This is a genomic window from Streptomyces sp. NPDC002138, assembly GCF_040296485.1.
Taxonomy (GTDB): Bacteria; Actinomycetota; Actinomycetes; order Streptomycetales; family Streptomycetaceae; genus Streptomyces.
Genome location: NZ_JBEOXE010000009.1, coordinates 59,197 through 80,010, shown reverse-complemented (window position 1 = coordinate 80,010; position 20,814 = coordinate 59,197). Strand labels below are relative to the sequence as shown.

Sequence of the window (20,814 nt, the reverse complement as noted above, 5' to 3'; positions counted from 1 at the left end):
GGCCCTTCGTTCTCGCTGGGCTACGAGAGAAACCATAACCACACCACCGCCCAATGTCTACTCCAGCCAGCATAGATTTCCGCTGGCGTGTCGGAGAGGTAATCGACCCTCGCCGGGATGGGTGAACGGCGGGCCCCGCCAGCTTGTCCCTGACCCGGCTCCTCGATCTTCGAGGGGTCAGGCGGCGAGCATTCCGGCGCGGAGCTGCGTGAGGATGCGGGTCAGGAGGCGGGAGACCTGCATCTGGGAGATGCCGAGCTCCGCGCCCATCTCCGACTGCGTCATCTCCTGGCCGAAGCGCATCTGCAGGATGCGGCGGTCGCGGGGGGCCAGGTCCTTCAGGAGCGGGGCGAGGGTGTGGAAGTCCTCGAAGAGTTCCATTTCCGGGTCGACGTCCCCGACCGAATCCGCGAGGGAGCGGGGCTGCGCGTCGGGGCGGCTGCCTCGGGAGGCGGGCTCCTCGAGGGAGCCGCTGGTGTAGCCGTTGGCGGCGACCAGGCCCTCGATGACCTGTTCCTCGGAGAGTTCGAGGTGCTCGGCGAGTTCCTTGACCGTCGGGGCGCGGCCGAAGATGTCGTTCAGGTCCTCTTGGCTCTTGGCGAGTTCGATGCGAAGTTCCTGTAGGCGGCGCGGGACGTGGACGGCCCAGGTCGTGTCGCGGAAGTACCGCTTCATCTCGCCGGTGATGTAGGGGAGGGCGAGAGTGGAGAACTCGACCTCGCGGTCGGGGTCGAAGCGGTCGATCGCCTTGATCAGGCCGATGGTGCCGACCTGGAGGAGGTCCTCCAGGTCGATTCCGGAGGAGCTCGCGCGCGCCCTGAAGCGCCGGGCCGCGAAGTTCACCAGGGAGATGTTCATCTCGATGAGGGTGTTACGCGTGTACTGGTACTCCCGCGTGCCTTCGTCCAGGCTGCGCAGCCGGTCCAGGAAGACCCGGGAGAGTTCGCGTGCGTCCGAAGGCGCCACGTTACGGGCGTCATCGATCTGCGGGAGGGGCTGTGCGGCCTGGTCGGCCGCGGGTCCGCAAGCGGGACTGGTCGCACTGCGGGTGGGGTTGGCGGTTGCGGCAGCGTGGGACATCCTGCATTCCTCCCTGATCGGATGACTTGCAGGGCCCGTTTGCCCACGATGAACCGTTCATATGCGTGTCCCGTGGATGATCTTCAGCTTCATGGCTGCATGGGGCACCTGAGGGGGGCACCGGGGCGGGCACACGGGGTTTCTCGAGTCGGTCTCTCGCCTCCCGGGATGCCGGCGGCCCGCTCGTGGTGACGGCCTCTCGCGGCGCGGCCCGGGCGCACGTGTTCTTTCATCGTTCGGGTGTGGCGTCGTCGAAGGAGATGTCGCCGACTGGGCAGGTGGCGGCCGACATGTTGCGTCGCATCATCTCCAGGGCCGCTTCGGCCAGTCCCTCGTCGATGTGGGCGACCGCATCGGAAGCGATCGTGACGTCGTAGTGGCGGATGTGGGCGTCCAGTGCCGAATACAGCACACACTGCTCGGTCACCTGCCCGCACAATACGATCCGCTCCGCGGCGAGCTGACCGAGCAGGTAGGCCAGCGGTGTCTCGAAGAACGCCGAATGCCGTGCCTTGACGACGAAGAGCGACTCCCCGTCGGGGGCGATGGGCGCCACCAGGTCCGGATGCCGGCCCGACAGGGCGGTTTGCAGGATCTCGCCGTGGTGGGAGCGCCAGTCGCCGAAGTTGTCGTTCACGTAGATCACCGGTGAGGTACTGGCCCGGGCCCGGTCCAGGAGTTCACGCAGAGCCGGGAGGATCTTGCGGACGGACGGGACGAGGCGGTCCGCGTCCTGGTGGTCATACGGGTTCAGCATGTCGATCACGATGAGAGCCGTATGTGCCATGGCGACGACAATACGTCTCAGCCATACGCGCAGGCGGGTGCGCCTCGGCGTTCTCCGTCGGCAGAATTCGAAAGTGGGCTCGGGGGCGCGGCAGGCCTTGGCCGGGGGCCGGGGCAGCCACCCGCGCCGCTCCCTGGGCTGTTCCAAGGCCTCGGGTCACCCGTCGGTCTTGGCCGGACCGCTCCGGGGCGGCGTACGGCCCAGTGGCGTTCCTCCTTCCGGGGCATCCGTGCCATGGGCGTCGCGTACGCGTGCCGCCTCCGGGTACACGGCTCCCGGGCAGCCCACGCCCCCGAAAGCGCGATCTATGGAGGCCTCTGGTGGACGGCATCGTGTTGCTCAAGGAAGACCACAAGACGGTGGAGAAGCTGTTCAAGCAGTTCGAGAAGGCCGGCGACAACGCCCACGCCGAGAAGCGGAAGATCGCCGACCAGGTCATCGAGGAACTCACCACCCATACCTGGATCGAGGAAACGATCTTCTACCCGGCCGCCCGCGAGGCCGACCCGGAGGCCAAGGACCACGTCCTGGAGAGCATCGAAGAGCACCACGTCGTGCTGTGGATGCTCTCCGAACTCAAGGGCCTCGACCCCAGCGACGAGCGGTTCGACGCCAAGATGACCGTCCTCATCGAAAACGTGCGCCACCACGTCGAGGAAGAAGAGAAGGAGTGGTTCCCCGACGTCCGCAAGGCCATGGGCCGCAACCGCCTCACCGAGCTGGGCGAACAGATGGAAGCGGCCAAGAAGAAGGCCCCGGGCGACCCTCTCGCCGTGCCCAGCGCCGACCAGTAAGCCGCGGGCAACTCCCCCGCGCCCGGCACGGCCCGCCGCGCCTGGGACGCGAACCCGAACATCGACGCGGCCACTGTCCACACGCTCGCCAGTGCCGTATCAGGCCACGTCTGCCCTGTCGACGACGGCGTGCAGGCGCTGTCGTCGGCGTGGCGGCCTCGCCAGATGATGCAGCGGCCGATCACGCTGCCCTGCTCCTTGTGGGTGGCGTGGTCCGTGCCGTCGCCGTACGGGATGGCCTGGTGGACCTCCGCGGGGTCACAGCAGGCTCCGGCCGCGCTGCCCCATCCCTGGTCAGCCCGGTAGCGACTCATCGGCAAGCCGGTTGCTGCGGTTGATCTCCGGCATGTGTGTCTCGGCCCAGACCCGCAGGGCGGAGAGCGGTCTTTCGAGGGACAGGCCGAGCTCGGTGAGCCGGTAGTGGACGGCGGGCGGCACGATGGGTTCCACGCGGCGCGTGACCAGGCCGTCGCGGACCAGGCTCTGCAGGGTGACGGACAGCATCTTCTGTGAGATGCCGGGGATACGGCGCCGCAGTTCCGCGAAACGGAGCTCGTCAGGAGCCTCCTGGGCCAGCACCTTGATCGCCATCGACGTCCATTTGGTGCCGATACGGTCGAGCAACTGGCGGGTCGGGCAGAGCGGATCCAGCAGATCACCCCGCCCACCGGGCCGCCGACCGGGTTCGCCGGTCCTCGATGTGGTCACTCGGGGCTCACCACCTGAAGGGAAAGTGCCGTCTTGGAGGAGCCAGGGTAGTTCCCTAGCGTGACGTGGTCACCATTCCTCACCACACCTGGAGCCCCTCCATGCCTGAGCTGCGACGCGTCCCCGTCAACGGTGTCGAACTGAACGTCGCTCTCGCCGGATCAGGCCCGGCCGTCCTGCTGCTGCACGGCTTCCCGCACACCTGGGAGGTGTGGACGGACGTCATGGCCGGCCTGTCGGGCCGCTACCGCGTCATAGCGCCGGACCTGCGCGGGTTCGGGGCGAGCGGCCGGGCCGCCTCCGGGTACGACGCGGGCACCCTGGCCGAGGACGCCGCGGCGCTTCTGACCGCGCTCGGCGTGTCCTCGGCCGCGGTGGTGGGCATCGACGCGGGTACGGCGCCGGCCTTCCTCCTCGCCCTGCGTCGCCCCGGCCTCGTCCGGCGCCTGGTCGTCATGGAGTCCGTTCTGGGCAGGCTGCCCGGCGCCGAGGACTTCCTCGCCGACGGGCCACCGTGGTGGTTCGGCTTCCATTCCGCCGCGCCCGGCCTTGCCGAGACCGTGCTGGAGGGTCACGAGGCCGCCTACGTCGACTGGTTTCTGCGCGCCGGGACGCTCGGCGACGGGGTGCGCCCCGCTCTCCGGGACGCCTTCGTCCGCGCGTATACCGGCCGCCAGGCGTTGAACCGCGCGTTCTCGTACTACCGGGCGCTGCCCCAGAGCGCGGTACAGATCGAGCAGGCGGTCGCCACTGCCCGCCTGACGGTGCCGACGATGGCGTTGGGCGCCCAGCCCGTCGGTGCTGCGCTGGAACGCCAGCTCCGCCCGGTCACCGACGATCTCACCGGACACCTCATCGAAGACTGCGGCCACATCATCCCGCTGCACCGCCCGCGCGCCCTGCTCTCACTGCTGCGTCCCTTCCTGGCCGGTGAGGACGCGAAGGCGAGGTGACCGCAGTAACCGCACGGACGCGGACTCTCGCCGGCCCCCTCCCGACCAGCGCTTCATCACCCGTCGCGGCAGCCACCCTGCCAGGTGTCGCCCGCTTGGAGGCGCCCCGGCCGCCTTGACGACGTACATCAGGAACTGCGCATCCCCGCACGGTTTCCGGGCGGGGGTGCGGTGTCGTGAACATCAGGTCCTGAGGGCGTCCTCGACGCTGGGGCGCAGGTCCAGCACCCGGTCCGCTCCGGTCATTTCGAAGAGCCGCGCGAGCTGGCCCTGAGGAGCGGCGATCCTCAGCCGTGTGGCGTGGTGGGTGCGGATCAGGAGGTTCAGGAACGAGGAATCGGCGAACGTGATGGCGGACGCGTCCAGGACGACCATGCGGTGGGCCGCCGCCGCGGCGGAGAGCTCGCCGGAGATTGCGTCCAGGGTGTCCAGGTCGTACTCCCCCGACCCGGTCACGACCACGATGTCCTGCTCGTCATGTGTCTCGTCTGCCATGGCCACAGCATGTCAGCCCGCATCCGGAACCGGCCCCCGCCGGGACGACACACAGCACCGTTGCGGGCGCTGTCGGCGTACAGGTGAACGTGCCCTGGTGGCGGCCCGACGCCTTCCGCTCCCGAGGGGAGTGACTGGTGAAAAGGAAGGGGGCTCCGAGTCCGCCGTTGTCCAGGATGCGGCGCTAGGATTTCCCGCACCCTTCCGCGCGGCTTCGCGCAGGGTCCTTGAGCGCCCGGCGGTCGCCGGTCGGCACGCTGCGGCGCCCGTTCGCTCTGCCCGGCAGCGGCCAGGACGCGTACGAGGGCCATCCGCAGCCCGACGAGCACAGTCCGTGGAAGGGAACGACGTGCCCGGCGTGCGGGAATTGGCCGTCCGTGGTGGGGGTCGCCGCGACGAGGGCGTCGAGTAGCCGGGGGGCGGTGGGGTCACCGACGTGGGTCATGGTCGTGGTGTGGTGCAGCAGGATCCGCAGGTCGTGGGGGTGCTCGGCCAGGGCCCCTTCGCCCGCGGCGCGCGTTCGGACTATGCCGGCGGGTCCGAGTCGTGCGGTCTGTACGGTCCGGGCCAGCAGGATGCTGCTGTCGGCGAAGGTTCCGGCGCCGCGCCCCATCAGGGCGTCGAGTACGGGGAGTTGGGTGTCCAGTTCGCCTTGGGCGGCGTACACCAGCAGAACGGACTCGGCGACGTCCGGCGCGTACAGCAGTGTTCGCCAGGCGCCCTGGTCGTCCGGCGCCGGGCAGTGGCGGGCCGCGATCCGGGTCCCCGGCCGGTCGAGCGATGCGAAGGGGCCGGAGCCGGTGGCTGTCAGCGCATACAACGCCTCCTGGTGGAGGATCGCGGTGAGCGCGCGGGCCCGGGCGACGGCTTCGCGGATGCGCAGGGCGGGTTCCAACGCGTCCCCGGGTCCGGCGTCTTCCAGGAGGAACGCCGCGAGATGGCCCAGCAGTTCGCCGTCCGCGGCGTCCAGGACGGGGCGGAACTCCTCCCGCGCGAGGTGGGGGACCAAGGGCGCCAGCAGCGCGGCGACGGCCTGGGCCCAGCCGTCGCCCATGTCGCCGAGGCCGTCGGAGGTCACCTCGTGCAGTACGGCCGCGGCATCGCCGGGCGAGCGGTCTCCCACAGCGGCCGCGATCCGCAGCAGCCACACCTGGGCGATGTTCCGGGGGTACGTACGGGCCTTGAGGACCCCGGCCTCGGCGCCCCACGACAGGGCGGCCCACGACAGGGCGGCCCGCACCGGCGTCCCGGCGTCGGCCCCGCCGCCCGCCTCCACCAGGTCAAGAGCCAGGCCGGCGGCCCTGGTGTAGGCGCGGGTGCTCAGGGAAGCCTCCAGCGCCAGGCCGAGGGTGGTCAGGTGCGGGTCCCGGATGGGCGCCGAGTAGGCGGACCCGCTCGTGGCCCATGCCCGCACGGCGTCGGACAGCCGGCTGCGCCCGATGAACCCGGCGATGACAACGGGCGACGGAAGGGACAGCGCGCGGTGGTGGTCGGGTGGGCTGAGCCCGGAGAAGGGTCTCCGCTCGCCTACGAGAACGCTTCCCGTCCGTCTCACCCCATCGTGACGACGACCTTGCCGGCCTTGGCGCGGCCCTTCTCGGCGTACTCCAACGCCTCGCGCGTCTGGTCGAAGGGGAAGACGCGGTCGACGACGGGGCGGATCTCTCCCACGTCGATGAGCCGCGTGAGTTCGCGCAGCTGGCCGCCGTTGGCCTGCATGAAAAGGAAGGAGTAGGTGACGCCCTGGCGCTTGGCCTGGCGCCGGGTCTTCCAGCTCAGCGCGTTCATCGCCTGCCGCAGGACCGGGTTCGCACCGAGCTCGCGGGCGAAGTCAGCGTCAGGGGGTCCGGCGATGCTGATGATCTTCCCGCCTGGCTTGAGGACCCGCAGGGACTTCTCCAGGGTTTCGCCGCCGAGGGTGTCCAGGACGACGTCGTAGCCGTCCAGGACCTCCTCGAAGTCCTGCGTCCGGTAGTCGACGACGACGTCCGCACCGAGCTCCCTGACCAGGTCGGCCTTGGCCGCGCTCGCGGTGGTGGCCACGTGTGCGCCCAGCCGCCTGGCCAGCTGGAGGGCTACGGTCCCTACGCCGCCGGAGCCCCCGTGGATCAGGACCTTCTGGCCCGGCTGGACCTGCGCCCTCTCGACCAGCGCCTGCCATGAGGTGAGGGCGACCAGGGGGAGGGAGGCGGCCTCCGCCATGGTGAGGGTGGCCGGCTTGGGTGCCAGGTCGTTCTGTTGGACGGCGATGAGTTCGGCGAAGGTGCCGATGCGGCCCTTGTCGGGCCGGGCGTAGACCTCGTCGCCCACGGCGAACCGGGTGACGTCCGATCCCACCTCGGCCACCACCCCGGCGAGGTCGTTGCCCAGGACGAGAGGGAGACGGTACGGCAGGATCGCCTTGAAGCCGCCGTCGCGGATCCTGAAGTCCAGCGGGTTGACGCTCGCCGCGCGGACCCGGACCAGCACGTCGTCGGCGCCCACCCGCGGGTCCGGGGTCCCGGTGATGCGGCCGCCGTCCTTGTCGCCGTACCGCTCGATCATGAAAGCCTTCATCGGTGTCTCCGTTTCCCGCCAGCGGGGGGCGTGACTGTCGCCCGTCCGTCTTCTGCGATGACGACATGGTTCGTAGGGTTCGACCCGGTGTTTACTGGCGTCCCTCGTCGATGCGACGGTCGGTCGTCACCGGCTCGGGCGCCTTCGCCGGGCATCGAGGCAGCCGACGGGACGTGGTGCGCTCACGCCGCGTTCGGCGATGCGGCCAGGTTCTGCTTCACGTACCGGGTGATCTCGTCGGCGAGGATCTCGGGCAGGCCCGCTTCGACGCCGGCCAGGGCCTGGGCGGCGACCTCGGCGGGGTCGGCCCTCTGGTCGGCGGGGACGCTCGCGGCCATGTCGGTGTCCATGTATCCGACGTGCAGGGCCGAGACGGTGATGCCGCGGGGCGCCAGCTCTTCCCGGGCCGCGTCGGTGAGCGCCCACGCCGCGGCCTTGGCCGCTGCATACGCTCCGAGGCCGGCGGGGTGCAGCCAGGACAGGACCGACAGGACGTTGAGAACGCCTCCGCCGCCGTTGGCCTCGATGACGGGAGCGAAAGCCCGCGTCACGGCGAGCGGACCGAAGAAGTTCACCTCCATCTCCAGGCGCACCGCGTCCGGGCTGCCCGCGATCAGCGGGGCACCGGTGGAGATGCCGGCGTTGTTCACCAGCAGCGTCGCGTCGGACGCGACGCGGGCCGCGGCGCGGATCGACTCCTCGTCCGTCACATCGAGCCGCAGCGGGGTGACCCCCGGCAGGTCCACCGTCTCGGGGCGCCGGGCCGCCGCGTACACGCGCGCTCCGCGCTCCACGAGCTGGGCGGCCAGATGCCGCCCGAGCCCCCGGTTGGCCCCGGTGACCACGACGACCGCGTCCTTCAGTTCCATGTCCACTCCCAGCGTGACGGCCGTCGTCAAGCGACGGCGCGATTAGATTACGACCACAATCTAAGCACTGGTTTAAGATAGATGCCAGTCGACATCCAATCGGGAGGTGGCCGATGGGCCGCGTATCGCAGGCACAGGCGGAGGAGAACCGTCGGCGGGTCGTGGAAACCGCGTCCCGGCTGTTCCGCGAACAGGGGACGCACGTCAGCGTCGCCGACCTCATGAAGGCGGCCGGTCTGACCCACGGCGGCTTCTACAAGCAGTTCGCCTCCAAGGAGGCGCTCATCGACGAAGCCACCGCCCACGCCTTCGGCGATCTCGCAAGGCGCCACGACGACGGACTCCAGCAGCACGGCGGCCGACGCGCCGCCGCCCAGCGGGCACTGATCGACACCTACCTCTCCCCCGAGCACCGCGACAGTCCGGCGGACGGCTGTCCCGTCGCCGCGCTCGCCACCGACATGGCGCGCGAAGGCGGAGATCATGAGGCCCGTCGGATTTACACCGAGGGCGTGGGCGACTTCGCCGAGTGGCTCACCACGGAGGACCAGGACGGCCTCACCCGGTTGTGCACCATGTTCGGCGCACTCGTCCTGGCCCGGGCCACCAGCGGCTCCCCGCTCTCCGAGGAGATCCTCACCACCGCGCGTGCGGCATTGACCGCAGCCGACTGATCAGCGCCACGCCGCCGGGTGCCGCCAGAGGCAGCATGACGATGACCCGGCTGAGGGCGGGCTCGTGGCGCCCGCGGTGGCGCGCGGCCTCGATGCTGCGGGCGCGCCGGCGCTTCGGGTCGTGGCGGCCTGAAACTCCGCGGTTCTGGAGCGGGCGGGTCGGGGGAACGTAGTTGCCCTGCCGGTACGGTGCTGACCGCTTCGCCGCCCGGCCGTGCGGCTCGCCGAGCAGGTCCACGCTGCGCTGGTCGACCTCGCTCCAGCTCGCGAGGTCCGCGGCGGCCAGATCGGCCCTCAGACGCTCGTCGAGCGGGATCCCCAGCGTGTCGTACACCTCCTTCCAGTAGGCGGGGCCGGACCTCGCCGCGCGGGCCCGGCACGGCGTCGGGGTCCGGGGCCTTCCTGCGCAGCCACAGGCTGAGCACAGCGCAGGCGGCGGCCAGTACGAACGGCAACAGCGGCACCGTCTTGATGTCCATCGTGTCGATCACGCCGCCCAGCAGCGGCGGGAAGGCCACGCCGCCGATCATCGAGGCGGCGATCACATAGGCGCCGGCCGCGGCCACGCTCGGTTTGGGCGCGACCATCAGGCCGACACCGAAGTACGCGTACGGGGCGACGGCCGGGATCCGTGCTGCGGTGACCGAAGCCGATGGAGAGCAGCCGGTTGAGGCCGTAGTCGATGCCCCCGAAGCCGAGTCCGATGACAAAGGTGCCACCCAGCGCCGGGGTCCAGCCCGGCGAGAACGCGAAGACACGGCGCCGGCCGCCATGAGTACGTACGAGCCGCCGAGCAGCACCCGGTTGTTCAGCCGCCCCCGCAGCACGTGGTGGATCAGCACGCCGACGAGCGCCCCGACGAAGTGGGCGCTGAGGCTGAGCCCGGGTGAGCAATCTGCCGGGCGGGGTCGAGCCGCCGTACGCGATCCGCGCGATTTCCGGCGCACAGGCCAAGGAACGACTGGCTCGCACGGTGGTGTCGCTGCTGACCGACGGCGAGACCGCCGCCCTTGACACCGGAACGACCGCGGTGGCCGTCGCCCAGGCCATGGCGACCCGACAGCTCACCGTAAGCCCTCTCTCCCTGCACGCCACGTTCGCCCTGTCCGGGCGTCCGGGCATTCAGCTGCTGATGCCCGGCGGCCAGGTGCGCCCCGAGGAGCTCTCCTTCCACGGCCACACACCGGTCCAGATGTTCAAGGACTTGTGCTTCGACACGTTCATCCTGGGCTGCTGCGGCATCGCCCCGGTCCAGGGCGCCACCGCGTACAACCTCGACGACGTACAGGTGAAGCGCGCCGCCGTGGCCGCCGCGCAACGCGTCATCCTGGTCGCGACAGCGGACTAGCTCGGCCGTGCGGCGCTGGGGCGGATCTGTTCGGTGGAACAGATCGCGCTGATCGTCACGGACGCGCCGGACGTCTCACCGATGGTCAAGGAACTGCGGGATCGCGGCGTGGAGGTGGTCCACCCCCCGGAGGACTGACGGCCGGTTCTACCAGGGCACGGTGCCCTGGTCGTCGGTGAAGGTGCCGGTGGGTCCGTCGGCGGGGATGGTGGCCATCTGGACGGCGGCCACGGCACCTTGGGCGGGGGTGCGATGGCCGGCGTGATGGTTGAGGTCGGTTGCGCAGTAGCCGGGGCAGACGGCGTTGACCAGGATGCCGTCGGGGCGCAAATCCCTGGAGTACTGGACGGTCAGGGCATTGAGGGCGGTCTTCGACGGGACATAGCCGACAGCGATCGGCATCTCCGGGCCGGTACCGAGGGCCAGTGAACCTACGCTGCTGGAGACGTTGACGATGCGCGGGGCGGTCGAACGGCGTAGCAGCGGCAGCAGGGCGTTGGTGACGGTGATGACGCCGAAGAAGTTCGTGTCGAAGACGCGGCGGACGGCGTCGAGGTCGGCGGAGCGGGGGCGCTGGCTGCCCAGGTCGGTACCCGCGGGAGCGGCTACGCCCGCGTTGTTCACCAGCGCGTCGAGCCTGCCGTACCGGGCGCTGACCGTATCGGCGGCCGCGACGGCAGAGGCAGGGTCGGTCACGTCAAGTACGACGGAGGTGGCGTCGGCGCCGGTGGCTCGCAGTTCGGCGGCCGCCTTCTCGCCGAGCTCGGCGCTCCGTGCGCCGATCACGACGGTGTGCCCGAGGGCGGCGAGTTGGGCGGCGATCTCACGGCCTATGCCTTTGTTGGCGCCGGTGACCAGGGTGATCATGGTGTTGTTCATGACTCCATGACGCCACAGTGGGGGCCGCGCAGGCCAACACCGATGCCGTCTCGACCGATACCCTGCGGGTATGGATTCGTTGGAGACACGGGAGCTCGCGTATTTCGTGGCCGTCGCGGAGGAGTTGCACTTCGGCCGTGCTGCCCAGCGACTCGGCATGGCGCAACCACCGCTGTCCCGCGCCATCCAGCGGCTTGAGCGGCGGATGGGGGTGGTGCTCCTGGAACGCACGAGCCGCGCGGTGAGTCTGACGCCCGCCGGCGTCGTCTTCCTCACGGAGAGCCACAAGGCGCTCGACGCGGTGGCCGCGGCGGTGCGGCGGGCGCAGCGTGCGGGGCGAGACGTGCCGCGGTTGAAGGTGGTGATGAAGCCCGATGGGGACGCCGGCCTGTTGGAGCGGATCATGCCGCTGTACCGGCGGGACCCGGATGCCGTCGATGTCGAGGTGGTGGTGTGCGGGATCGGGGAGCAGGCGGGGATGCTGCGCGACGGGCGCGTCGACCTCGCGTTCCTGCACGCCCCGCACGACGACTCCGGTGGGTTCGACACCGAACTCCTGTTGACCCAGGACCAGATGGTGGTGCTCCCTCGCTACCACCGACTGGCCGACCGCTCCGCCCTGGTGCTGGCCGACCTCGCCGGCGAACCGACCCCCCGCTGGCCCGGAACGAGTCCGGAAGAGGCGAGCGGCCCCGAGGTGCGCGACACCGGGCAGCTGATGCAATTGGTCGCGCTGGGCCAGGTGGTCGCTCTGGTCCCGGTATCGGTGCGGCGCCATGCGCGCTCGGATGTGGCGTGTGTGCCGGTGCTCGACGCGCCGAGGAGTTCGGTCCTGCTGGCATGGCCCGAGCGGACGCGATCGCGGGCGGTGGCCGCGTTCGTCCGGGCGAGCACCGACATCGCGGCCGGGGTGGCGGTGGCTTCCTAGGCGGGGAGCGGGTCGGTGCCAGAGGTAAGGCCCCGGCCGGTCCCGTCGCCCCTGTCCGGTGTGGCTCCTCGCCAAAGGGGCCTTCCGCGCCAGGTCGCGCAGCCGGGTACTGCCCGCGATCCGGCCGTCCTCCGCGCGCAGGACCGTAGAGGAGACGGCCAGGCCGCCAAGCCCGGGGGCCGGTGCCGCGCACCTGACGGGGTCGTGGTGATGCCCGGTCAGCGTGACGCGGTCTCGAGGGCAAAGCCGTGCAGCAGGGCTCCGGTCGTGTCGGGGGCCTCGTACATGGGCGTGTGGCCGACACCGTGCAGGATCTCGATCCGGGCGTGAGGGACTCGGCGGTAGTCCTGGGCGGAGGACGGCTGCCACCTCCGGTCCAGGGAGCCGAAGATCACCAGGGTGGGCAGGTCGAGGCGGGTGAGGCGGTCGGGTACGGGCCGTTCCTTCACGTACGCGGTGGACGCCGCCTGGGTCGCGGTGAGGCTGCGGTAGGTCATGCCGCGGATATCGGCGATCATCCGGTCGGGGGTCGGCACTTCGCGGGTGAACGCGGTGCTCGCCGCGTCACGGATCAAGCTGTCGGTGCGCAGCCGCCAGAGCAGTTCCCCGACCACCGGTGTGCTCATCAGGCGGCCGGTGAAACTGTCGCCGAGGAACGCGTCCACCCGCGGGCCCGTATCGATCAGCGCGATCGCCGCCACCAGGTCGCGGCGCTGTTCGGCCAGCGCTGTGGCAACGGTGCCGCCGGTCGAGTGTCCGATGACAGTGGCGCGGCGCACCCCGAGCTGGTCGAGGACGGCGCCTACGCGGTGTGCCTGCTCCGCGATGCCGTAGCCATCGGCCGGTTTGGCTGATGTGCCGTGGCCGAGCAGGTCCACCCGCACCACGTGCAGGTCCCGCAGCGCCGACATGACCGGATCCCACCATGTTGTCGAGCCGGCCAGTCCATGCAGGAGCACCACCGTGGGCGCGCCGGGCGGGCCGTCCTGCACGACGTGGATGTCGCCGCCGGGAAGGCGCACGATCTGTCCGCCGGAGGCTTCGGCCGTCTCGGTGAGCACCGACTCGGTGTTCCACGCGAGGAGGGCGGCCAGTACGCCGACGGCCAGCAGCGTGATCCGCCGCCGTCGGCTCCACGCCCGTCGTCGGCTCCACGCCCGCCGTCCGCGGGGGGCGCCCGGCGCCGCGTCTGCGCGGCCGTGGCTGTGGCCGTGGCTGTGGCCGTGGCTGTGGCTGTGCGGGTCTTGTGGCCTGGTCGTCTCGTCCATGGCTGCTCCGTCGCTCGGTTCGTGGCGTCCTCACCCTCCCGCCGGCCGGAGCCGTGCGTCTTGGAGAAATGTCCACGCCTCGCGCGTGGTTGCTCCGACGCCGGGCCGCTCGTACAGTCGAGGAGTGCGACCAGTCGGGGGGACGGCAGGCCCCACCGCTGCCTGGGAGATCGAGCGACCGTCGCGGGCAGCGGCGCTGCCCGGTGTCGACATGGCTGGATTCCGTATACGCGGCGACAGCCCCATCAACCTGCGCGCCATCCCCCACCCAGCCGTCACCCTGGCCATCGAGTTCGGTGACCGCCCGTTCGACATACACGGCACGGCCGGCCGAATGCGGTCGGTGAGCCTGGCCGCTGGGCTCTCTTTCAGCGCGTTCCAGGTACGCGCCGAAGGTATCGCGTGTGTGCAGGTACGCCTGTCTCCGCTTGCCGGGCACCCCGTACTCGGGCTCCCGCTCGCGGAATTGGGCGGGAGCGTCATCGCACTCGATGACCTGTGGGGACGCGACACGGCACGCCTGCGGGAGCGGCTTCACCATGCGCGAACCTGGCCGGAGCGTTTCGCGCTGATCGACACGGAACTGATGACCCGGCTCGATAGGGGCAGGGCGGTCGATCCCGAGGTGGCCTGGGCCTGGCACCAGATCATCGCCAGTCACGGCCGCGCGCGCATAAACGACCTCGCAGCCCGGACCGGGTGGAGCCGCCAGCGCATGTGGGCCCGCTTCGGTTCGCAGATCGGCCTGACACCCAAACGCGCCGCCATGCTGGTCCGCTTCGACCAGGCCATCCACCGCCTGGTCCACGGCCACACCCCCGCCCAGGTGGCGGCAGACTGCGGCTACGCCGACCAGTCCCACCTCCACCACGATGTCCGCGCGTTCACCGGGACACCCCCAAGCGCCGCTGCGAACGAACCCTGGCTGGCTGCCGACGACACAGCCTGGCCATCACACCGCAGCGCGACCTGAAGCCCGCGGCCTCGGCGGTCCGTGACGGGCTGCGGCTAGCGGCGCTCGCGGCGGCGGCGTACGAGGATGCCTGCGACCGCCCCGATCAGGGCTGCTGCCGTCACACCTGCCGCCGTCCACCAGACGGCAGGACCCGATCCTGGTTCCGCGCGGTCTGCGGGAGGCTCAGAGGACGGCGGCTGGGTTCGGGGCGTGGCGGGTGAGGGTGTGGCGGGGCGGGGGGTCGGCGTGCCGGTGGGCGGAGCCGGGTCCACCGCCGGTGCCTCGAGCTGGAGTTCGCCGTGTCCGAGGGCGGGGAAGCCCACGTCGACGGTGACGTTCCATGAGCCGGGCGGCAGGGACTCGGCGGTGACCCAGCCGGCCGGCTTCTTGGCGGGGTCACGCACCAGCCGCCAGGGCCCCATGGTGCGGGCACCGTCGCCGCTGACCGCGTTCACGGTGGCGGCGACCGTCTCCTCGATCGGGTCGCCGTCGTTCTCCCAGGCGATGTCGGCAGTGACGTGGCCCTCCCGCTGCCCGGTCATCACCACCTTCACGGTGTCGCCGTGGGCGTGCGCCGCGGCGGGGCACAGCAGGATCAGGCCGAGTGCGGTCAAGGCGGCGTGGAAAGCGATTCGTATGCGCATCGTGGAGGTGCTCCGGGCCGGGTCGGTGGGGTGGCGGGTGGGGTGGGGTGGGGCCGGCGGACGGCCGCGCGACGCGGCCGTCCGCCGGAGTGGGTTTCAGGAGGTCAGCCGACCTTCTGCGCGGTCCAGGACTGCGCGGCGCGGCCGTCCGCGCGCTGGAGGTCCAGCAGCCAGTTCCCGTAATAGGGGCGGCTGCTCACGGTCAGCGCGAAGCCACCGCTCGGGTCGGTGACGGTCAGCGCGGCGCCTCGGGAGGTCAGCTTCCAGGCCTGCGCGCCGCCGCCGCAGGGCTGCTGGGCGACCCACATGCCCGCGGCCGGAGCGCCGCCCGACTGCAGGCACTTGCCGGAGACGGCGGAGCGGATACGGACCAGTCCGTTACCCGCGTCGTCGAAGTACCACTGTTGCTGGGCGTACCCGTTGGAGCGGGCGCCGACCAGCACGGTACCGTCCGCGCTGCGGCCGCCCCAGACTTCTGCGTTCATGCCGGTGCTGCCGTTGCCGAGCAGGTAACGGGCGCCGGGGGTGGTCGCGCCACCGCCCGTGCCCTTCGTACGGAAGGACGCGGCCTTGCCGGGCCCGGTGTCCCGGCCGGCGTTGTCGCGGACGGAGACGGCGACCGTGTACGAGGTGTCGGGCCGGAGGTTGTAGACGCGCAGCACCGGGGACTGGACCCAGCCCAGGTGTTTGCCGTTCAGCAGGACCTGGTACCAGGCAGCGCCTTCGACCTTGGGCCAGTTCACGACGGCGGAGTCCGACTGGACCTGCCCCACCGTCACGTCCGGACCGCCCGTGGGGCTCTTGGTCGGTGTGGGCGTCGGCTTCTTGGTCGGCGTGGGGCCGGGGTTCGGGCCCGGGTCCGTGCCGCCCCCGCCCTGGCTGCGCATCAGGAACTGGTTGTCGGCGATGTTCCAGTGCGTGGCGAGGTAGCTGCCGGCCTTGGGGCTGGTGTTGAAGTAGTCGTCGTGGTTGCAGTCCAGGATGTTCTCGGACGCCTGGTTGGTGCAGACGTTGCGCATCTGCGGGTAGTAGGGCGTGTCCGAGTAGCACATGACGTCGAATTCGTCGGTGCAGTGCGCGCCACGGCTGCTGTTCGGGGCGCTGTTGTTGACCGCTCCGAGATTGTGGCCGAGCTCGTGCGCCGCGGTGTGGCCGCCCCAGCAGCCCGAGTCCGTGCGCCCGTACGAGGGGCCGAAGTTGCTGATGTTGGCCTGGCCGGGCCGCTCGTCGCCGTTGAAGGTGCCTATGCCGCAGTAGACCTGGGTGTCCGCGAAGATCATGTACTTGCGGTCGCGGCGGTCGAGGCCCTTGCCGGCGAGGGCGGTGTTGGTCGCGCTGAACTCGGCCAGAGCCGAGTCGGGGAGCTCGATGTTGACCACGGTCGGAGTGCAGTCGGCCGCCGTCACGTAGCGGATGTGGCGGATCCCGCCGGTCTCCTGGGCGCTCGTCGCGTAGATGAGGTCCGCGTCGGCCGCCCATTTGCGGAACGAGGCGACGTACTCGGAGTAGCGGTCGCGGTTGGGGCCGTGGACGTACACGACCTGGACGCGGTTGCCCGTGCTGCCGTCGCCGTCACACTGGACGGTCTGGCCCGCGGGGCCGGCGGCGACGGCCTGACCAGCGGGCGAGGGCGCGGGCGCGGCGGACTTGTCGGCGGTGCGATCGGCGTCGGCGGCGGGCGCGTCCTCGGGACGTCCGCCGCCTTCGGAGCTGGCCGGGTCGTCGGCCTGCGGGCGGGCCGGATCGGCCGCCGGCGCCTGGGACTTGACCGCGGGCTGGATGTCCTTCGTGATGTCGACGCCCTTGGGCGGAGCGTCGGGGCCGTGGGTACAGAGGCCGGCACCGGTCCGGTAGACGCCGGCACACCGGTCGCCCTCCGGCGCGGGGTCGAGACCGTCGTAAATCATGCCGCGCGCGCTCTCGTTGGCGGGTGCGGCAGCGAGCGGCTTGGGCTGCTGATCCCGGGCGGGCGCGGCGGCCGGTGCGGCGGCCCCCGCGGCGGCTTGTACGGGCACGGCCTGGGCGCCGTCACCCATGCCGGAGTAGGCGATGCCTACCGCGATCACCGCCGCCGAGCTCATGGCGGCGGTGAAAAGTATCAACCGCCGGGGTTTGCGGCGATGCTCGCGGCGTCTGCGTCGTCCTGTCATGCGCACCTCAACTGTGAATCGGATGAGTGGGTGCGCGGAAGCCTGCCAGACGGATGCGGCGGAGAATTCGGACAAAGAGGGAGCGCGGTCAAGAAATCATTCCGTGACCTGCTCGTCGAATTTGACGAACAGTCACCACGCAATGAAACAAGGCTAGTTACGCGCGTCACTCATGATTGGTCCAGGCCTTATCGGGGCAGTCGTTATCGAAATGAAATATGAGCCGAAGGCTTATTGACGAGAATTCAGTCAAGAATTCACCCATTTACTACCTGCCGAATTGCCTTCGTCACGGCCCGTGAGGAATGTGAACGTCCGGTGGAGGCGGCGGGCTTCAGTGCGGTGACGGACCGGTTCCCGGCCCTCGGCGACCGCGCGGTGGTGCCGGCGCGGGAGGTGGTTGGCGGGCCGGGCACTGGCCGCACTCGTGCATGCGGCCAGTGCCCCGGCTCGCCGGGGAGCGGCCGGATCAGCTGCCGTTGGAGAGGTTGCCCGAGAGGACCGGGATGTTGTCCAGGATGTGCGACAGCGGCTCGTCGCCCTTGGCCTGGGTGGAGTTCTCGGTGCACTGCTGGTTCATCGGGTTGGACAGGACGGGGATGTCCTGGACACCGACGTTGGCGATGACCGCGACCAGCGACTGGGCGTTGACCTTGACGGGCAGGCCGACGCAGGGCTTGTTCAGGGTGCCCTGGACCAGGCTGAGCTGCGGGCTCTGGTCGCCGGCGGTCTTCTGGTTGCCGTAGACCTGGGAAGCACCGTTGCCGTTGACGGTGTTGACCCCGTTGTCGTTGCCGATCGCCATGGCCGGGGCGGCCACGGCGGCGCCCGCTCCGAGGATGGACGCGGTCGCGGCGGCGGTGGCCAGAATCTTGTTGAACATCACAGGTCCTTCTATGAGTGCACGGACGTTGGCGTCTCGATCAACGACGAAGCCGGCCGTAGGTGTCTGTGATCCGCCTGAACAGCCCACTGCCGGGATCCGGTTCGGCGCTGCGTGCGGGGAGCTTCGGCCATGTGATCGATGCTCAGCGGCTGCGGCCCCGGATCTGGGCGGCGGCGCGGTGCAGCTCGGCGAGGACCGTTCGGACGGCCTTGCGTGCCGTGCGCTCGGGCCGGTGCAGGACGTCGATGTCGCGTCGCGCGCGCACTCCGCTCAGCGGCCGCAGGACGACGTCCGGGTGTGGCCGGGCGGTCCAGCGGGGCATGAGCGCGAGGCCTCCGCCGGCGGCGACGGCCTCGGCGACCACCGCGAACTCGTTGATGCGGTGGACGATGTCGAGGCGGCGGTTGGCGATGCTGGCGATGGCCTCGATGGTGGACATCAGCGGGAAGCCGTCGTGGACCGTGATCCACGGCTGGTCCGCCACGTCCCGCGGGGTGAGCCGGGGCTTGGACGCCAGCGGGTGGCCGGTCGGCAGGGCGACGTCGAGGGGCTCGCGCAGCAGCGTCGTCGAGGTCACGGTGCGCGGCCAGGGCGGGCCGTGGTCGAGGCGGTGGGCGAGTACGAGATCGTAGTCGCGGGTGAGGGTGGGGAAGCGGTCCTGGGGAACGTCCTCGTCGGCGAGTGCGGGGCGGGGGCGTCCGGGGCCGGCGAGACCGCGCAGCAGCAGGGGGAAGAATGCGGACCCCGCGCTGTGGAACGCGGCCACCGACACATCGCCGTCGGGTTGCTCGGCGAAGTCGGTGATCGTGTGCCGGGCCTGGGCCAGGGCGGTCTCGACCTTGATGGCCGCCGCGGCCAGGGCCTGCCCGGCGTCGGTCAGCACCACCCGGCGTCCGGCGCGTTCGGTGAGCGGGACGGGAATCGAGCGCTGCAGCAGCCGCAGTTGCTGCGAGATCGCGGACGGCGTCACATGCAGCGCCTCGGCGACCGCGCTGACGCTGCCCAGGTCTCCCAGTTCGCGCAGGATGCGCAGCTGACGTTCGTCCACGCTGACATTGTAGTGCCGCTACACCGTGGGTTTAGAAGTTGGTCATAGCCTTCAACCTGCTGGTGGGGCAGCGTGGCGGCATGCATGTTGCCCGCCGCACCGATGCGGTACTTTTCGTGGTCGCGCTGGTCTGGGGTTCCAGCTATCTCGCGGCCAAGACGGCCACCGTCGCGCTCCCGGTCCTGGCGGTCCTGTTCGCCCGGTACGCGATATCCGCACTCGCGTGCGCAGCCCTGGTCGCCGTACGCAGCCTCAGTCGCGGTCGCGGTCGCGGTCGCGCCCGCCGCTGGACCCGGGCGGAGGTCCGCGCCGGGTCACTGCTGGGAGTCACCCAGGCGGTCGTGCTCGTGCTGGAGACGTACGGGGTGGCGCACACCAGCGCCGCGAACGCCGGGTTGATCATCAGCCTGACCATCGTGCTGACGCCCCTGCTCACTCCGCTGCTGGACCGCACCGGCAGCCGACGACTGCCGTGGACGTTCTTCCTCGCCGCCGGAGTCTGCGTCGTGGCCGTCGGGCTGCTCACCGCAAGCACCGGACTGCACGCGCTACGGACCGGAGACGCGCTGATGCTCGCCGCCGCGCTCGTCCGGGCCGGGCACGTCGTGCTGGTCGGCCGGCTCACCGGGGGTCGTCCCGTGGACCCGCTGCACCTGACGACCGTACAGACGGCGGTCGGCACGGCGCTGTTCCTGCCGCTCGCCGCCATCCACCTGCCGGGTCTCTTCCACAGCAGCGCCACCACCTGGGCCCAACTCGCCTATCTCGCCCTGTTCTGCAGCGTGTTCGCCTTCCTCGCGCAGACGTGGGCCGTGCAGGGCACTTCCGCCAGCCGGGCCAGCCTGCTGCTGGGCACCGAACCCATCTGGGCCGTCGCCATCGGAATCAGCGTCGGCGGCGAACGGCTCACCTCGTGGGCCGCCCTGGGCGCCCTGCTGATGGTCGTCGGCACCTATTGGGGCCAGGCCATCGAACGTACCCACCGTACTGACCTCACTGACCGGACCGACAGGATCGAACAGACCGGCAGGACCGGCAGGACCGGCAGGACCGGGCAGACCGAGCGCCCCGCCACGGCAAGAGCAAGAGCAAGCACCGGGAAAGAGGACGAAGCATGCCCGAACATGACACCTACCAGCGCCTGATCACCCTGTTCGACACCACCGGGACGCCCTACCGGCTCATCGATCACGCACCGGAAGGCGCCACGGAGTCGGTGTGTGCCCTGCGCGGACACCCCGCCTCGCATGCGGCGAAGTGCATCATCCTCAGGGTCAAGACAGACAAGAAGACCACCCGGCACGTCCTGGCGGTCGTCCCGGGCGACCGGCGCGTCGACCTGGACGCCGTCCGTACGCTGTTCAACGCCCGCTACGTCGGCTTCAGCGACGCCGCCACGGCCGAGCGACTGGCTCACGCCGTCCCCGGCACCGTCCTCCCCTTCGCCTTCGATCCCGACCTCGAACTCGTCGCGGACCCCGAAGTGATCGCCCGGCCCCAGCTGTACTTCAATGCGGCCCGGCTCGACCGGTCGGCGGTCATCTCGGGCGAGGACTACGCCCGGCTCGCCCGGCCACGCGTCGAGCCCATCGCGAGTAGCGCGACAGACCCGAGCGCCGCGGCCGCGGCCGACACCACGGTGTAGCCCTGCTCCGCCTGGGGACATGAAAGAGGTGCCCGGGGCCTGGGAAGGCTCCGGGCACCTCTCTTCACGTCACGGCCGGTCGGCCGCTGGGCCGATCAGTCGCTCAGTCGCTGAGTCGCTCAGTCAGTCGTTCGGTTGCTCAGTTGC

General features: G+C 70.7%; 22 protein-coding genes. 8 read left to right on the top strand and 14 right to left on the bottom strand.

The features are described from left to right. Window positions 1-177: 177 nt before the first annotated feature. Together ABT084_RS08260 and ABT084_RS08255 are read right to left on the bottom strand one after the other, a co-directional pair. Window positions 178-1,080 (bottom strand): SigB/SigF/SigG family RNA polymerase sigma factor, encoded by a 903-nt coding sequence (locus ABT084_RS08260; protein ID WP_351039487.1) that lies wholly within the window; start codon window positions 1,078-1,080, stop codon window positions 178-180. A 229-nt stretch (window positions 1,081-1,309) separates the two neighbouring features. After that, the gene (locus ABT084_RS08255) at window positions 1,310-1,867 is read right to left on the bottom strand and encodes a cysteine hydrolase family protein (protein ID WP_351039485.1); all 558 of its coding nucleotides are present in this window, start codon (window positions 1,865-1,867) and stop codon (window positions 1,310-1,312) included. Window positions 1,868-2,187: 320 nt separating this feature from the next. Between ABT084_RS08255 and ABT084_RS08250 the strand changes: the two genes are divergently transcribed. Then, window positions 2,188-2,661 carry a hemerythrin domain-containing protein gene (locus tag ABT084_RS08250; protein ID WP_351039483.1) on the top strand — a complete coding sequence of 158 codons (474 nt, stop codon included), beginning with the start codon at window positions 2,188-2,190 and terminating at the stop codon, window positions 2,659-2,661. Between the two features lie 294 nt (window positions 2,662-2,955). Here ABT084_RS08250 and ABT084_RS08245 read toward each other — a convergent pair whose 3' ends face one another. Beyond that, window positions 2,956-3,369 (bottom strand): winged helix-turn-helix transcriptional regulator, encoded by a 414-nt coding sequence (locus ABT084_RS08245; protein ID WP_351039481.1) that lies wholly within the window; start codon window positions 3,367-3,369, stop codon window positions 2,956-2,958. Window positions 3,370-3,470: 101 nt separating this feature from the next. Between ABT084_RS08245 and ABT084_RS08240 the strand changes: the two genes are divergently transcribed. Continuing rightward, window positions 3,471-4,322, top strand: a complete 852-nt coding sequence (locus ABT084_RS08240) for an alpha/beta fold hydrolase (protein ID WP_351039478.1) — start codon at window positions 3,471-3,473, stop codon at window positions 4,320-4,322. 183 nt (window positions 4,323-4,505) lie between these two features. Here the strand turns inward: ABT084_RS08240 and ABT084_RS08235 are convergent, their stop codons facing one another. The 4 genes from ABT084_RS08235 to ABT084_RS08220 all read right to left on the bottom strand — a co-directional run bounded on the left by ABT084_RS08235 (window position 4,506) and on the right by ABT084_RS08220 (window position 8,242). Continuing rightward, entirely contained in the window at window positions 4,506-4,817 is a 312-nt protein-coding gene (locus ABT084_RS08235; RefSeq protein ID WP_351039475.1) for an STAS domain-containing protein, read from the bottom strand. A gap of 184 nt (window positions 4,818-5,001) precedes the next feature. Continuing rightward, window positions 5,002-6,372 (bottom strand): hypothetical protein, encoded by a 1,371-nt coding sequence (locus ABT084_RS08230; protein ID WP_351039473.1) that lies wholly within the window; start codon window positions 6,370-6,372, stop codon window positions 5,002-5,004. Then, window positions 6,369-7,373 carry an NADP-dependent oxidoreductase gene (locus ABT084_RS08225; protein WP_351039470.1) on the bottom strand — a complete coding sequence of 335 codons (1,005 nt, stop codon included), beginning with the start codon at window positions 7,371-7,373 and terminating at the stop codon, window positions 6,369-6,371. Before ABT084_RS08225 ends, ABT084_RS08230 begins: the two co-directional genes overlap by 4 nt. Before the next feature lie 182 nt (window positions 7,374-7,555). Beyond that, window positions 7,556-8,242 (bottom strand): SDR family oxidoreductase, encoded by a 687-nt coding sequence (locus tag ABT084_RS08220; RefSeq protein ID WP_351039468.1) that lies wholly within the window; start codon window positions 8,240-8,242, stop codon window positions 7,556-7,558. 113 nt (window positions 8,243-8,355) lie between these two features. Between ABT084_RS08220 and ABT084_RS08215 the strand changes: the two genes are divergently transcribed. Next, window positions 8,356-8,916, top strand: a complete 561-nt coding sequence (locus ABT084_RS08215; protein ID WP_351039465.1) for a TetR/AcrR family transcriptional regulator — start codon at window positions 8,356-8,358, stop codon at window positions 8,914-8,916. On the opposite strand, the gene ABT084_RS08210 is transcribed toward ABT084_RS08215, so the two are convergent. After that, complete coding sequence (locus ABT084_RS08210) at window positions 8,879-9,250, bottom strand: hypothetical protein (RefSeq protein ID WP_351039463.1); 372 nt, start codon at window positions 9,248-9,250, stop codon at window positions 8,879-8,881. The two genes, ABT084_RS08215 and ABT084_RS08210, sit on opposite strands and share 38 nt — an antisense overlap. A gap of 552 nt (window positions 9,251-9,802) precedes the next feature. Here ABT084_RS08210 and ABT084_RS08205 point away from each other — a divergent pair. Next, window positions 9,803-10,264, top strand: a complete 462-nt coding sequence (locus ABT084_RS08205) for a DeoR/GlpR family DNA-binding transcription regulator (protein WP_351039460.1) — start codon at window positions 9,803-9,805, stop codon at window positions 10,262-10,264. Window positions 10,265-10,411: 147 nt separating this feature from the next. On the opposite strand, the gene ABT084_RS08200 is transcribed toward ABT084_RS08205, so the two are convergent. Then, complete coding sequence (locus tag ABT084_RS08200; protein WP_351039457.1) at window positions 10,412-11,143, bottom strand: SDR family oxidoreductase; 732 nt, start codon at window positions 11,141-11,143, stop codon at window positions 10,412-10,414. A gap of 79 nt (window positions 11,144-11,222) precedes the next feature. Between ABT084_RS08200 and ABT084_RS08195 the strand changes: the two genes are divergently transcribed. Further along, the gene (locus ABT084_RS08195) at window positions 11,223-12,071 is read left to right on the top strand and encodes a LysR family transcriptional regulator (protein ID WP_351039729.1); all 849 of its coding nucleotides are present in this window, start codon (window positions 11,223-11,225) and stop codon (window positions 12,069-12,071) included. 218 nt (window positions 12,072-12,289) lie between these two features. Here ABT084_RS08195 and ABT084_RS08190 read toward each other — a convergent pair whose 3' ends face one another. Next, window positions 12,290-13,339, bottom strand: coding sequence for an alpha/beta fold hydrolase (locus tag ABT084_RS08190; protein ID WP_351039455.1), 1,050 nt, complete (start codon window positions 13,337-13,339; stop codon window positions 12,290-12,292). Window positions 13,340-13,550: 211 nt separating this feature from the next. On the opposite strand from ABT084_RS08190, the gene ABT084_RS08185 reads away from it, so the two are divergent. Continuing rightward, window positions 13,551-14,312 carry a helix-turn-helix domain-containing protein gene (locus ABT084_RS08185; protein WP_351039452.1) on the top strand — a complete coding sequence of 254 codons (762 nt, stop codon included), beginning with the start codon at window positions 13,551-13,553 and terminating at the stop codon, window positions 14,310-14,312. Window positions 14,313-14,347: 35 nt separating this feature from the next. Here the strand turns inward: ABT084_RS08185 and ABT084_RS08180 are convergent, their stop codons facing one another. The 4 genes from ABT084_RS08180 to ABT084_RS08165 all read right to left on the bottom strand — a co-directional run bounded on the left by ABT084_RS08180 (window position 14,348) and on the right by ABT084_RS08165 (window position 19,022). After that, on the bottom strand, window positions 14,348-14,938 hold the full coding sequence (locus ABT084_RS08180; RefSeq protein ID WP_351039449.1) for a hypothetical protein: 591 nt from the start codon (window positions 14,936-14,938) through the stop codon (window positions 14,348-14,350). Window positions 14,939-15,042: 104 nt separating this feature from the next. Further along, the gene (locus ABT084_RS08175) at window positions 15,043-17,019 is read right to left on the bottom strand and encodes an RICIN domain-containing protein (protein ID WP_351039446.1); all 1,977 of its coding nucleotides are present in this window, start codon (window positions 17,017-17,019) and stop codon (window positions 15,043-15,045) included. 538 nt (window positions 17,020-17,557) lie between these two features. Then, complete coding sequence (locus ABT084_RS08170) at window positions 17,558-17,971, bottom strand: rodlin (RefSeq protein ID WP_351039443.1); 414 nt, start codon at window positions 17,969-17,971, stop codon at window positions 17,558-17,560. 145 nt (window positions 17,972-18,116) lie between these two features. Beyond that, complete coding sequence (locus ABT084_RS08165; RefSeq protein ID WP_351039440.1) at window positions 18,117-19,022, bottom strand: LysR family transcriptional regulator; 906 nt, start codon at window positions 19,020-19,022, stop codon at window positions 18,117-18,119. 80 nt (window positions 19,023-19,102) lie between these two features. Between ABT084_RS08165 and ABT084_RS08160 the strand changes: the two genes are divergently transcribed. Both ABT084_RS08160 and ABT084_RS08155 read left to right on the top strand, forming a co-directional pair. Then, the gene (locus ABT084_RS08160) at window positions 19,103-20,167 is read left to right on the top strand and encodes a DMT family transporter (protein ID WP_351039438.1); all 1,065 of its coding nucleotides are present in this window, start codon (window positions 19,103-19,105) and stop codon (window positions 20,165-20,167) included. Next, window positions 20,137-20,667, top strand: a complete 531-nt coding sequence (locus ABT084_RS08155) for a YbaK/EbsC family protein (protein ID WP_351039435.1) — start codon at window positions 20,137-20,139, stop codon at window positions 20,665-20,667. Before ABT084_RS08160 ends, ABT084_RS08155 begins: the two co-directional genes overlap by 31 nt. Window positions 20,668-20,814 lie beyond the last annotated feature (147 nt).

Coding starts and splice junctions, on each gene's coding strand:
- ABT084_RS08225 (WP_351039470.1), bottom strand. CDS start 7,373: ATGAAGGCTTTCATGATCGAGCGGTACGGCGACAAGGACGGCGGCCGC.
- ABT084_RS08170 (WP_351039443.1), bottom strand. CDS start 17,971: ATGTTCAACAAGATTCTGGCCACCGCCGCCGCGACCGCGTCCATCCTC.
- ABT084_RS08215 (WP_351039465.1), top strand. CDS start 8,356: ATGGGCCGCGTATCGCAGGCACAGGCGGAGGAGAACCGTCGGCGGGTC.
- ABT084_RS08235 (WP_351039475.1), bottom strand. CDS start 4,817: ATGGCAGACGAGACACATGACGAGCAGGACATCGTGGTCGTGACCGGG.
- ABT084_RS08200 (WP_351039457.1), bottom strand. CDS start 11,143: ATGAACAACACCATGATCACCCTGGTCACCGGCGCCAACAAAGGCATA.
- ABT084_RS08185 (WP_351039452.1), top strand. CDS start 13,551: ATGGCTGGATTCCGTATACGCGGCGACAGCCCCATCAACCTGCGCGCC.
- ABT084_RS08190 (WP_351039455.1), bottom strand. CDS start 13,339: ATGGACGAGACGACCAGGCCACAAGACCCGCACAGCCACAGCCACGGC.
- ABT084_RS08175 (WP_351039446.1), bottom strand. CDS start 17,019: ATGAGCTCGGCGGCGGTGATCGCGGTAGGCATCGCCTACTCCGGCATG.
- ABT084_RS08260 (WP_351039487.1), bottom strand. CDS start 1,080: ATGTCCCACGCTGCCGCAACCGCCAACCCCACCCGCAGTGCGACCAGT.
- ABT084_RS08160 (WP_351039438.1), top strand. CDS start 19,103: ATGCATGTTGCCCGCCGCACCGATGCGGTACTTTTCGTGGTCGCGCTG.
- ABT084_RS08220 (WP_351039468.1), bottom strand. CDS start 8,242: ATGGAACTGAAGGACGCGGTCGTCGTGGTCACCGGGGCCAACCGGGGG.
- ABT084_RS08240 (WP_351039478.1), top strand. CDS start 3,471: ATGCCTGAGCTGCGACGCGTCCCCGTCAACGGTGTCGAACTGAACGTC.
- ABT084_RS08180 (WP_351039449.1), bottom strand. CDS start 14,938: ATGCGCATACGAATCGCTTTCCACGCCGCCTTGACCGCACTCGGCCTG.
- ABT084_RS08155 (WP_351039435.1), top strand. CDS start 20,137: ATGCCCGAACATGACACCTACCAGCGCCTGATCACCCTGTTCGACACC.
- ABT084_RS08255 (WP_351039485.1), bottom strand. CDS start 1,867: ATGGCACATACGGCTCTCATCGTGATCGACATGCTGAACCCGTATGAC.